We start from the raw sequence: 11,547 nt of genomic DNA, 5'->3' as shown, positions 1-11,547 counted from the left end.
CGAGCAGGCTCGCTCCTACATGGAGTTGTACCGTACACAGACGCTATGCCCGCTGAAGATCCAATGTGGGAGCGAGCCTGCTCGCGAAGAAGCCATCGCAGGCACCGCAGAAATCAGGCGCGAATGGGGCGCTTCGGCAAGTACGGCGGCAGATAAAGCCCTAGATACGCATCAAACACCCGCATCCCTTCCTCTGCCATGCGCGGCGTGATCTGCCCATGCTGCTGCACTGAACGGGCGTAGACGCGGTCGCCGAGCTCCATCGCCAGGGCAAACACATCAACATCGGTCGGCAACCTCGGCAACTCGAAGTGATGATCGAACAGCTTGTGCATCAGGTCGCCGAGTTCGATGTCGTGCTGACGGTCGGCCTGGGTGACTTCGGTGAGTCCGTGCTGGGCGAGGATCAGTTGCCGGGCGGCAGCGTCTTCGTCGTAGATGTCGAGCATGCGCTGCTCGACGATTCGCGACAGGTCGCGCCAACCGTTGAGGCCTTCGTGGTCGATGGGCGCTTGCAGACAGGCGCGGAACGCGGCGTGGACGTCGGCCGTCAAGGCTTCAAGCAGCGCCGGGACGCTGGCGAAGAAATGGTAGACGGAGGAGGGTGGGATCTCCGCGCGTTCGGCGACGCTGTAGATCGACAGACTGGCCACGCCTTCGGCCGCCAGCAGCGTGCGGGCGGCATCGAGTATCGAATCGATCCGGGCCTGGCTGCGGGCGCGGGGTTTGCGAACGGTGGCGGTGCGCGTCATTGGAGTCCTCCTGCGGGGCAGCGGGCATTGTACGCAGAGCGGGCACATGTTCCATATCCCCTGTGGCGAGGGAGCTTGCTCCCGTTGGAGGCCGAAGGACTCCCTGTAACAGCGATACGGTTCTGTCAGACACACCTCATTGACTGTTTTGGGGCCGCTTCGCAACCCAGCGGGAGCAAGCGCCCTCGCCACAGGTTTGATGTTGGCCATAAAAAAACGCCGCAGGCTTCAATAGCCGGCGGCGTTGTTTTTACGGCAACCGCTTACACGGTATGCAGGTACCAGTTGTACTCAAGGTCGGAGATGGAGTGTTCAAACTCCTCCAGCTCGCTCTCTTTGCACGCGACGAAGATATCGATGTATTTCGGATCGATGTACTTGGCCATGACTTCGCTGTCGTCCAGCTCGCGCAATGCATCGCGCAGGTTGTTCGGCAGGCTTTGCTCGTTCTGCTCGTAGGAGTTGCCTTCCACGGGGGCGCCCGGCTCGATCTTGTTGGTCAGGCCGTGATGCACGCCTGCCAGGACCGAAGCCATCAACAGATACGGGTTGGCGTCGGCACCGGCCACACGGTGTTCGATGCGCACGGCATCGGAGGAACCGGTCGGTACGCGGATCGCCACAGTACGGTTGTCCAGGCCCCAGCACGGCGAGTTGGGCACGTAGAACTGTGCGCCGAAACGACGGTAGGAGTTGACGTTCGGGCAGAGGAAAGCCATCTGCGCCGGTAGGGTCTCGAGCACACCGCCGATCGCGTGACGCAGTGCGGCGTTCTGCTCGGGATCCTCGCTGGCAAAAATATTCTTGCCATCTTTATCAAGAATCGAGATGTGGACGTGCAGACCGTTACCCGCCTGGCCTGGATAAGGCTTGGCCATGAAGGTGGTGTCCATCTCATGGTCGTAGGCGATGTTCTTGATCAGACGCTTGAGCAGGACCGCATAGTCGCAGGCCTTGATCGGGTCAGCCACGTGGTGCAGGTTCACTTCGAACTGCGCCGGAGCACTTTCCTTGACGATCGCGTCGGCAGGGATGCCTTGCTCTTTCGCACCTTCCAGAATGTCCTGGAGGCAGTCGACGTATTCGTCGAGGTCGTCGATCAGGTAAACCTGGGTCGAATGCGGGCGTTTGCCGGAAATCGGCGAGCGCGGAGGTTGTGGACGACCGTTCACGTTCTCCTGGTCGATCAGGTAGAACTCAAGTTCGAACGCGGCGCAGATAGTCAAACCCATCTCGTCAAACTTGGTAACAACTTGACGCAAGACTTCACGGGGATCCGCGAAGAAAGGTTCACCTTCGAGTTCGTGCATGGTCATTAACAGTTGCGCAGTAGGGCGCTTCTGCCAGGGCTCATTGCACAGGGTGTCGGGGATTGGATAGCAGATTCGGTCAGCATCACCGATGTCCAGGCCCAGGCCGGTGCTTTCCACCGTCGAGCCATTGATATCCAGAGCAAATAGAGAGGCCGGCAGGTTGATGCCTTTCTCGTAAACCTTGTGGAGACTGGTGCGTTCAATGCGCTTGCCGCGCACCACACCATTCATATCCGCAATCAGAAGGTCAACGTACAGAACCTCAGGATGTTCCTTAAGGAACGCGTTCGCTTCGTTAAGCTGAACGGCACGCGGGGGTACCGACATGATGCAACACCTTTGTTGTTAAAAATATCAATCATTGATCTCTTCGGGTTTCAGTCAACCCGAACGGCATGCCGAAGTCAAGCGAGGCCTTTTTTGCCCTAAAAAAGCGCTCGTAGGGCTTTTTTGAGGCAGTTTGGGGCGTTTTTATGCCTTTGAGCGCTTTAGCGCCCGCGAGCTTGAGCGGGCCGTGTTGTATTTTTTACGGGGGTGTTGTGTAAAAAAATGAACAAGGCTAAGCTCGATTCAAACCCATAACAGCAATAATACCGGGGTGCTTCATGTCTCGCCTGCCGTTAATCGGCGTCGCCATCTGCTCAAGGCAGATCGGTCTGTATGCTTATCACATCAGTGGCGATCGTAGCGTCCACGCCAAGGCAAGCGTTGCCCAAGGCGTGCCGTCGACTCTTACTTCCCCGGCGAACCTGCTGGCACCGTCCGATATTCTGGACGGTCTGCACGACATTCTCTTGACTGCCTCTCTATCCAATATAGTTCCGTTTCGTCCTGGCAGCCCGACCAACGCGTCGGCTTCTGCTCATGATTCTGCACGCTCCACTACGCTCTCACTGACCCACGCCATTACCCGTGTGGGTACTTGTGCGCGGCTATTGCAGTGGCAATCTGTATCACGCGACGCCCGTGCGTCAAACAACGCCTGACTTATAAGAGTCAGGAAACTCAGCCTAAGAGGCATTTATGAGTAACAACCTCGACCAGCTCACCGATTGGTTGAAAGACCACAAGATCACAGAAGTCGAATGCATGATCGCCGACTTGACCGGGATCACCCGGGGCAAGATTTCGCCGACCAACAAGTTCATTGCTGAAAAAGGCATGCGCCTGCCCGAGAGCGTTCTGCTGCAGACCGTGACGGGCGACTATGTCGAAGACGACATCTATTACGAACTGCTCGACCCGGCCGACATCGACATGATCTGCCGCCCCGATCAGAACGCGGTGTTCCTGGTGCCTTGGGCCGTCGAGCCCACCGCGCAGGTGATCCATGACACCTATGACAAGCAAGGCAACCCGATTGAGCTGTCGCCTCGCAACGTACTCAAGAAAGTGCTCAAACTCTATTCCGAGAAGGGCTGGCAGCCGATCGTTGCGCCAGAAATGGAGTTTTACCTGACCAAGCGCAGTGACGATCCGGACTACCCGTTGCAACCGCCTATCGGCCGTTCCGGGCGCCCGGAAATCGGTCGTCAGTCGTTCTCCATTGAAGCCGCGAACGAATTCGATCCGCTGTTCGAGGACGTCTATGACTGGTGCGAATTGCAGGAGCTGGACCTCGACACGCTGATCCACGAGGACGGCACGGCGCAGATGGAAATCAATTTCCGTCACGGCGATGCCCTGTCCCTGGCTGACCAGATCCTGGTGTTCAAACGCACCATGCGCGAAGCCGCGCTCAAGCACGACGTGGCGGCCACCTTCATGGCCAAACCCATGACCGGCGAGCCCGGCAGTGCCATGCACTTGCACCAAAGCATCATCGACCTCGAAACCGGCAAGAACGTCTTCTCTAATGAAGACGGGACCATGAGTCAGCTGTTCCTGCACCACATCGGTGGCTTGCAGAAACTGATCCCCGAGCTGTTGCCGCTGTTCGCACCCAACGTCAACTCGTTCCGCCGCTTCCTGCCGGACACCTCGGCACCGGTGAACGTGGAGTGGGGCGAAGAGAACCGCACCGTGGGCCTGCGGGTTCCGGATGCCGGGCCGCAAAACCGTCGGGTGGAAAACCGCCTGCCGGGCGCCGACGCCAACCCGTACCTGGCGATTGCCGCGAGCCTGCTCTGCGGTTACATCGGCATGGTCGAAGGCTTGAACCCGAGTGCGCCGGTGGTGGGTCGTGGCTATGAACGCCGCAACCTGCGCCTGCCACTGACCATCGAAGACGCGCTGGAACGCATGGAAAACAGCGCGACTATCGAGAAATACCTGGGCAAGAAATTCATCACTGGCTACGTCGCGGTCAAGCGGGCCGAGCATGAAAACTTCAAGCGCGTCATCAGCTCATGGGAGCGGGAATTCCTGCTCTTCGCCGTCTGATACGCCGGGCGTCGTCGTTGTCGGGCGGCGCTTTCACCTGATTTTTTTTGGAGATTGGTATGACTAGCAACAATCCGCAAACCCGTGAATGGCAAACCCTGAGCAACGATCACCACCTGGCCCCGTTCAGCGACTTCAAGCAGCTGAAAGAGAAAGGCCCGCGGATCATCACCAGCGCCAAAGGCGTTTACCTCTGGGACAGCGAAGGCAACAAGATCCTCGACGGCATGGCCGGCCTGTGGTGCGTTGCGATTGGCTACGGTCGCGATGAACTGGCCGATGCCGCCAGCAAACAGATGCGCGAACTGCCTTACTACAACCTGTTCTTCCAGACGGCCCACCCGCCGGTGCTGGAACTGGCCAAGGCCATCGCCGACATCGCACCGGAAGGCATGAACCACGTGTTCTTCACCGGTTCCGGGTCCGAAGGCAACGACACCATGCTGCGGATGGTCCGCCACTATTGGGCGATCAAGGGCCAGCCGAAGAAGAAAGTCATCATCAGCCGCAAGAATGGCTATCACGGTTCCACCGTGGCCGGCGCGAGCCTGGGCGGCATGACCTACATGCACGAACAAGGCGACTTGCCGATCCCGGGCATCGTCCACATCGCCCAGCCGTACTGGTTCGGCGAAGGCGGCGACATGACACCGGAAGAGTTCGGTGTGTGGGCGGCCAATCAGCTGGAAGAAAAGATTCTGGAACTCGGCGTGGACAACGTCGGCGCCTTTATTGCCGAGCCGATCCAGGGCGCTGGCGGCGTGATCATTCCGCCAGACACCTACTGGCCGCGCATCAAGGAAATCCTCGCCAAGTACGACATCCTGTTCGTGGCAGACGAAGTGATCTGTGGTTTCGGCCGCACCGGTGAGTGGTTCGGTACCGATTTCTACGACCTCAAGCCCGACATGATGACCATCGCCAAGGGCCTGACCTCCGGCTACATTCCGATGGGTGGCCTGATCGTGCGTGACGAAGTGGTCGCCGTGCTCAACGAAGGTGGTGATTTCAACCACGGTTTCACTTATTCCGGACACCCGGTGGCCGCGGCGGTGGCACTGGAAAACATCCGCATCCTGCGCGAAGAAAAAATTATCGAGCGCGTTCATGCCGAAACGGCACCCTATTTGCAAAAGCGTCTACGGGAACTGAACGATCACCCGTTGGTGGGGGAAGTGCGTGGGGTCGGTCTGCTGGGGGCAATCGAGCTGGTGCAGGACAAGGCCACTCGCAAGCGTTACGAAGGCAAGGGCGTCGGCATGATCTGCCGCCAGTTCTGCTTCGACAACGGCCTGATCATGCGCGCCGTGGGGGACACCATGATCATTGCTCCGCCGCTGGTGATTACCAAGGCTGAAATCGATGAGCTGGTAACCAAGGCACGCAAGTGCCTGGACCTGACCCTGAGTGCGTTGCAGGGCTAAGTGCTAGGCTCTGGGCGGGAGTCATGAAACTTTCGCTCAGAGCAGTTCTAAAGGAGGCCTTTCCTTGAAAGACCGCCTCGGATCTTGCCAGACTAGCCGCGGTTCCAGTTGTCCGGATTCGGCCGCTGAACAAAGTGGTTCAAAAAAGAAAAAATTTGGAGCATTACGCATGAAGGCATTAGGAAAAAAGCTTGCTGGCAAGACACTTCTCGCCATGTCCCTGATGGGCATAATGGCGGGTGCGGTTCAGGCGGACGACAAGGTGTTGCACGTCTATAACTGGTCCGACTACATCGCGCCGGACACCATCAAGAAGTTCGAAACCGAGTCCGGCATCAAGGTTGTCTACGACGTATTCGACAGTAACGAAACCCTGGAAGCCAAGTTGCTGGCAGGCAAGTCCGGTTACGACATTGTCGTACCGTCGAACAACTTCCTGGCCAAGCAGATCAAGGCCGGCGTTTACCAGAAGCTGGACAAGTCCAAGCTGCCTAACTGGAAAAACCTGAACACTGACCTGCTCAAGGCTGTGTCGGTGAGCGACCCGGGCAACGAACACGCGTTCCCGTACATGTGGGGTTCGATCGGCATTGGCTTCAACGCCGAGAAGGTCAAGGCTGCACTGGGTGCCGATGCACCAACCAATTCCTGGGACCTGTTGTTCAAACCTGAAAACGCCGCGAAGTTGAAGTCGTGCGGTATCAGTTTCCTCGATTCGCCAACCGAGATGATTCCGGTGGCGTTGCACTACCTAGGCTATCCAACCGACAGCCAGGACAAAAAACAACTGGCCGAAGCCGAAGCGCTGTTCCTGAAGATTCGTCCTTCGGTGGGCTACTTCCACTCGTCCAAGTACATCTCCGACCTGGCCAACGGCAACATCTGCGTGGCCGTGGGTTACTCGGGTGACATCTACCAGGCCAAGTCCCGCGCGGCTGAAGCCGGTGACAAGGTGAAAGTCAGCTACAACATTCCGAAAGAAGGTGCCGGCAGCTTCTACGACATGGTCGCCATCCCTAAAGATGCCGAAAACGTCGAAGGCGCCTACAAGTTCATGACCTTCCTGCAGAAGCCGGAAATCATGGCTGAAATCACCAACGCCGTGCGCTTCCCGAACGGTAACGCGGCCGCCACCGCCTTGGTTGATAAAGAAATCACCGCCGACCCGGGCATCTACCCGCCGGCAGAAGTGCTGGCCAAGTTGTACGCGATTGCCGACTTGCCGGCCGCGACCCAGCGGATCATGACGCGCAGCTGGACCAAGATCAAATCGGGTAAATAAGCCGTTTTGAGGCAACAACCTGTTGCCGTCGCCTGCGCGGTGACGGCAACAGGTGTAATTAAATGACAGAAAGTTTTGCTGGAACGGTTTTTCGAGGGTAAGTTGCGCGCCGGTTTTGTTGCTGGGCAGCCATGCCTGTCATGTAACGCGGGGCAACTTGGGCCCAACTAATTTTAGAGGACCTCCACTTGCCTATTTTTTCTTTGTTGCGCAATGCCATGCTGGTCGGCGCCGGGCTGACACTCGCTGTCAGTGTCCAGGCCGCCGGCACTGTGCATATTTATAACTGGTCGGACTACATCGGCCCGACGACGCTGGCCGACTTCCAGAAAGAGACCGGCATCAAACCGGTTTATGACGTCTTCGACTCCAACGAAACCCTGGAAGGCAAGTTGCTGGCCGGGCGCACCGGTTACGACGTGGTCGTGCCGTCCAACCACTTCCTGGGCAAACAGATCAAGGCGGGCGCCTTCCAGAAGCTCGACAAGTCGAAGCTGCCTAACTATGCCAACCTCGATCCGGTACTGCTCAAGCGTCTTGAGCAAAACGATCCGGGCAACTTGTACGCCGTGCCTTACCTGTGGGGCACCAACGGCATCGGTTACAACGTCGACAAGATCAAGGCGGTACTGGGCGTCGACAAGATCGACTCCTGGAGCGCGGTATTCGAACCGCAGAACATCAAGAAGCTGCACGCTTGCGGTGTCGCGTTCCTCGATTCCGCCGATGAAATGATGCCCACCGTCCTCAACTACATGGGCCTCAACGCTAACAGCACCAACCCCGAAGATTACAAAAAGGCCGAAGCCAAGTTGCTGTCGGTGCGCCCTTACGTGACGTACTTCCACTCCTCCAAATACATCGCGGACCTCGCCAACGGCGACATCTGCATCGCCATCGGTTTCTCCGGCGACATGTTCCAGGCCAAGGCCCGCGCGGAAGAAGCCGGCAAGGGCATGAACATCGCCTACTCGATTCCGAAAGAGGGCGGCGCACTCTGGTTCGACATGCTGGCAATCCCCAAGGATGCGGCCAACGTCAAAGAAGCCCACGCCTTCATCAACTATTTGTTGAAACCCGAGGTGATCGCACAGGTCAGTGATTCTGTTGGCTATGCGAACCCCAACCCTGGCTCGGACAAGTTGATGGAACAGTCCATCCGCACCGACGAGTCGGTCTATCCACCGCAAGCCGTTCTCGACAAGACCTATGTGTCCGTCGAGTTACCACCAAACATTCAACGTTTGATGACCCGCAGCTGGACCAAGGTCAAGTCGGGTAAATAGCGACAAGGCTCAAACTATCCAAGGTTGGCTCACCTTGAGCGAACTGCACTCTTTTTTTCTGGGAGTTTCGTAAATGGCAGTTGCCTCCGGCGCCTATAAGAAAGCCCTCGAGGGCGACCAGACACCTAAACAGGTGCTGGTCAAAATCGACCGGGTCACGAAGAAGTTCGACGAGACGATTGCCGTGGACGATGTGTCCCTGGAAATCAAGAAAGGCGAGATTTTCGCCTTGCTCGGCGGTTCTGGATCGGGCAAATCCACGTTGCTGCGTATGCTCGCAGGCTTCGAACGGCCCACGGAGGGGCGCATTTACCTCGATGGTGTAGACATCACTGACATGCCGCCATACGAGCGGCCGATCAACATGATGTTCCAGTCCTACGCGTTGTTCCCGCACATGACCGTGGCGCAGAACATCGCCTTCGGCCTCAAGCAGGACAAGCTGCCCGCCTCTGAAGTCGATGCCCGTGTCGCAGACATGCTCAAGCTGGTTCAGATGACGCAATACGCCAAACGCAAGCCGCATCAGTTGTCCGGTGGCCAGCGTCAGCGTGTGGCCCTGGCCCGCTCGTTGGCCAAGCGGCCGAAGCTGTTGCTGCTCGACGAGCCGATGGGTGCGCTGGACAAGAAGCTACGTTCGCAAATGCAGCTGGAACTGGTCGAGATCATCGAGCGCGTCGGCGTGACCTGCGTCATGGTGACCCACGATCAGGAAGAGGCCATGACTATGGCCGAGCGCATTGCGATCATGCACCTGGGCTGGATCGCTCAGATCGGCAGCCCGATCGACATCTACGAAACCCCGACCAGCCGCCTGGTCTGCGAGTTCATCGGCAACGTCAACATCTTCGACGGCGAAGTGATCGATGACGCCGAGGGTCATGCGATCATCACCTGCAAGGACCTCGACCGGAAGATCTACGTGGGCCACGGCATCAGCACCTCGGTGCAGGACAAATCCGTGACCTACGCGATCCGTCCGGAAAAACTGCTGGTGACCCCGACCATGCCGACCTGCGAATACAACTGGTCCAGCGGCAAGGTGCACGACATCGCCTACCTCGGCGGTCACTCGGTGTTCTACGTCGAGCTGCCGAGCGGCAAGATCGTCCAGTCGTTCGTCGCCAACGCCGAGCGCCGTGGCCAGCGCCCAACCTGGGGTGACCAGGTCTACGTGTACTGGGAAGACGACAGCGGCGTGGTACTTCGCTCATGAACATGCGCAAATTCAAACGCCGCCTCAATCGAATAATTCCCGGTGGCCGCCAGCTGGTCATCGGGGTTCCGTTCATTTGGCTGTTCCTGTTCTTCATGCTGCCGTTCTTCATCGTCCTGAAGATCAGCTTCGCTGAAGCCGACGTAGCCATTCCTCCGTACACCGAGATCTACAGCTACATCGACCAGAAGGTGCAGTTGCTGCTTAACCTGAGCAACTACGCGATGCTGGCCGGCGACGAGTTGTACATCGCTGCCTACCTTGGCTCGCTGAAGATGGCGCTGATCAGCACCGTCCTCTGCCTGCTGATTGGCTACCCGATGGCCTACGCCATCGCCAGTGCCCGTAAAGAGCTGCAAACGGTGCTGGTGCTGCTGATCATGATGCCGACCTGGACGGCGATCCTGATCCGCGTGTATGCGTGGATGGGCATCCTCAGCAACAACGGCCTGCTCAACGGTTTCCTGATGACCATGGGCTGGATCGACGAACCGCTGCAGATCCTCAACACCAATCTCGCCGTGTACATCGGCGTGGTCTATTCGTACCTGCCGTTCATGATCCTGCCGCTTTACGCCAACCTGGTGAAGCACGACAACAGTCTGCTGGAAGCCGCGTCGGACCTGGGTTCGAGCACGTTCAACAGCTTCTGGAAGATCACTATTCCGCTGTCGAAGAACGGCATCGTCGCCGGCTGCATGCTGGTGTTCATTCCGGTGGTGGGCGAGTTCGTGATCCCGGAACTGCTGGGCGGTCCGGAAACCCTGATGATCGGTAAAGTGCTCTGGCAAGAATTCTTCAACAACCGCGACTGGCCGGTGGCGTCTGCCCTGGCGGTGGTGATGCTGGCGATCCTGATTGTGCCGATTATTCTGTTCAACCGCAGTCAGGCCAAGGAAATGGAGGGTAAAGAATGAAGCGCTTCCGTTTCTCGAGTTTCATGCTGATCGCGGGCTTGCTGTTCATCTACGCGCCGATGCTGATCCTGGTGATCTACTCGTTCAACGCCTCGAAACTGGTGACGGTGTGGGGCGGCTGGTCGATCAAGTGGTACGTCGGTTTGATGGACAACACTCAATTGATGGGCTCGGTGGTGCGCTCGCTGGAAATCGCCTGCTACACGGCGGTGGCGGCGGTGGCACTGGGTACGTTGGCGGCATTTGTGCTGACCCGTATCACCCACTTTAAGGGTCGCACGCTGTTCGGCGGCCTGGTCACCGCGCCGCTGGTGATGCCCGAAGTGATCACCGGTCTGTCGCTGTTGCTGCTGTTCGTGGCCATGGCGCAGATGATCGGTTGGCCACAGGAACGCGGCATTGTCACCATCTGGATCGCTCACACCACGTTCTGTGCGGCGTATGTGGCGGTGGTGGTGTCGGCGCGCTTGCGTGAGCTGGACCTGTCCATCGAAGAGGCGGCCATGGACCTCGGTGCGCGGCCATGGAAGGTATTCTTCTTGATCACCATCCCGATGATCGCGCCATCCCTGGGTGCCGGCGGCATGATGTCGTTCGCCCTGTCCCTGGATGACCTGGTGTTGGCGAGCTTCGTGTCGGGCCCGGGCTCCACGACCCTGCCGATGGAAGTGTTCTCGGCGGTGCGCCTTGGGGTTAAACCCGAGATCAACGCCGTGGCCAGCCTGATTCTGCTGGCGGTTTCGCTGATGACCTTCCTGGTCTGGTTCTTCAGCCGCCGTGCCGAAGAAGCGCGCAAGCGTGCGATCCAGCAGGCGATCGAAGAAAGCGCGGCCGACTCCTGGAAACAACCGGACGTGCGTCGCGCCCAGCAGGCGCCGGAAGCGGCTTGAAGGTTGGCCACGATTATGTGGCCAACCCCGATCCAGTGTGGGAGCGAGCCTGCTCGCGATGAGGTCGTGTCAGTTGATAGAGATG

At 58.4% G+C, this 11,547-nt stretch carries 9 protein-coding genes; 7 read left to right on the top strand and 2 right to left on the bottom strand.

Translation table 11 applies throughout. The annotated features are described in order from the left end of the window. Positions 1-113: 113 nt before the first annotated feature. Positions 114-752, bottom strand: a complete 639-nt coding sequence (locus QMX98_RS26625; RefSeq protein ID WP_282411613.1) for a TetR/AcrR family transcriptional regulator — start codon at positions 750-752, stop codon at positions 114-116. Positions 753-1,015: 263 nt separating this feature from the next. Then, entirely contained in the window at positions 1,016-2,392 is a 1,377-nt protein-coding gene (locus QMX98_RS26620) for a glutamine synthetase family protein (RefSeq protein WP_010466681.1), read from the bottom strand. Between the two features lie 696 nt (positions 2,393-3,088). On the opposite strand from QMX98_RS26620, the gene QMX98_RS26615 reads away from it, so the two are divergent. The 7 genes from QMX98_RS26615 (at position 3,089) to QMX98_RS26585 (ending at position 11,462) form a co-directional block, all read left to right on the top strand. Next, entirely contained in the window at positions 3,089-4,447 is a 1,359-nt protein-coding gene (locus QMX98_RS26615) for a glutamine synthetase family protein (RefSeq protein WP_010466683.1), read from the top strand. 59 nt (positions 4,448-4,506) lie between these two features. Beyond that, complete coding sequence (locus QMX98_RS26610) at positions 4,507-5,871, top strand: aspartate aminotransferase family protein (RefSeq protein WP_010466685.1); 1,365 nt, start codon at positions 4,507-4,509, stop codon at positions 5,869-5,871. Between the two features lie 169 nt (positions 5,872-6,040). Further along, on the top strand, positions 6,041-7,153 hold the full coding sequence (locus QMX98_RS26605) for a polyamine ABC transporter substrate-binding protein (RefSeq protein WP_010466686.1): 1,113 nt from the start codon (positions 6,041-6,043) through the stop codon (positions 7,151-7,153). Positions 7,154-7,341: 188 nt separating this feature from the next. Then, positions 7,342-8,439 (top strand): polyamine ABC transporter substrate-binding protein, encoded by a 1,098-nt coding sequence (locus QMX98_RS26600; protein ID WP_282411612.1) that lies wholly within the window; start codon positions 7,342-7,344, stop codon positions 8,437-8,439. A gap of 73 nt (positions 8,440-8,512) precedes the next feature. Beyond that, positions 8,513-9,655 (top strand): polyamine ABC transporter ATP-binding protein, encoded by a 1,143-nt coding sequence (gene potA / locus QMX98_RS26595; protein ID WP_010466690.1) that lies wholly within the window; start codon positions 8,513-8,515, stop codon positions 9,653-9,655. A 35-nt stretch (positions 9,656-9,690) separates the two neighbouring features. Then, entirely contained in the window at positions 9,691-10,572 is an 882-nt protein-coding gene (locus tag QMX98_RS26590) for an ABC transporter permease subunit (protein WP_169857238.1), read from the top strand. Next, a complete protein-coding gene (locus QMX98_RS26585) occupies positions 10,569-11,462 on the top strand; it encodes an ABC transporter permease subunit (protein ID WP_010466694.1) in 894 nt (297 codons plus the stop codon). Before QMX98_RS26590 ends, QMX98_RS26585 begins: the two co-directional genes overlap by 4 nt. Positions 11,463-11,547: the final 85 nt, after the last annotated feature.

The sequence above is a fragment of the Pseudomonas sp. PS02303 genome, assembly GCF_029959925.1.
Taxonomy (GTDB): domain Bacteria; phylum Pseudomonadota; class Gammaproteobacteria; order Pseudomonadales; family Pseudomonadaceae; genus Aquipseudomonas; species Aquipseudomonas mandelii.
The sequence above is the reverse complement of the archived record's forward strand: the minus strand, read 5'-3'. Positions and strand labels throughout refer to the sequence as shown.

Coding starts and splice junctions, on each gene's coding strand:
- QMX98_RS26625 (WP_282411613.1), bottom strand. CDS start 752: ATGACGCGCACCGCCACCGTTCGCAAACCCCGCGCCCGCAGCCAGGCC.
- QMX98_RS26620 (WP_010466681.1), bottom strand. CDS start 2,392: ATGTCGGTACCCCCGCGTGCCGTTCAGCTTAACGAAGCGAACGCGTTC.
- QMX98_RS26615 (WP_010466683.1), top strand. CDS start 3,089: ATGAGTAACAACCTCGACCAGCTCACCGATTGGTTGAAAGACCACAAG.
- QMX98_RS26610 (WP_010466685.1), top strand. CDS start 4,507: ATGACTAGCAACAATCCGCAAACCCGTGAATGGCAAACCCTGAGCAAC.
- QMX98_RS26605 (WP_010466686.1), top strand. CDS start 6,041: ATGAAGGCATTAGGAAAAAAGCTTGCTGGCAAGACACTTCTCGCCATG.
- potA (WP_010466690.1), top strand. CDS start 8,513: ATGGCAGTTGCCTCCGGCGCCTATAAGAAAGCCCTCGAGGGCGACCAG.
- QMX98_RS26585 (WP_010466694.1), top strand. CDS start 10,569: ATGAAGCGCTTCCGTTTCTCGAGTTTCATGCTGATCGCGGGCTTGCTG.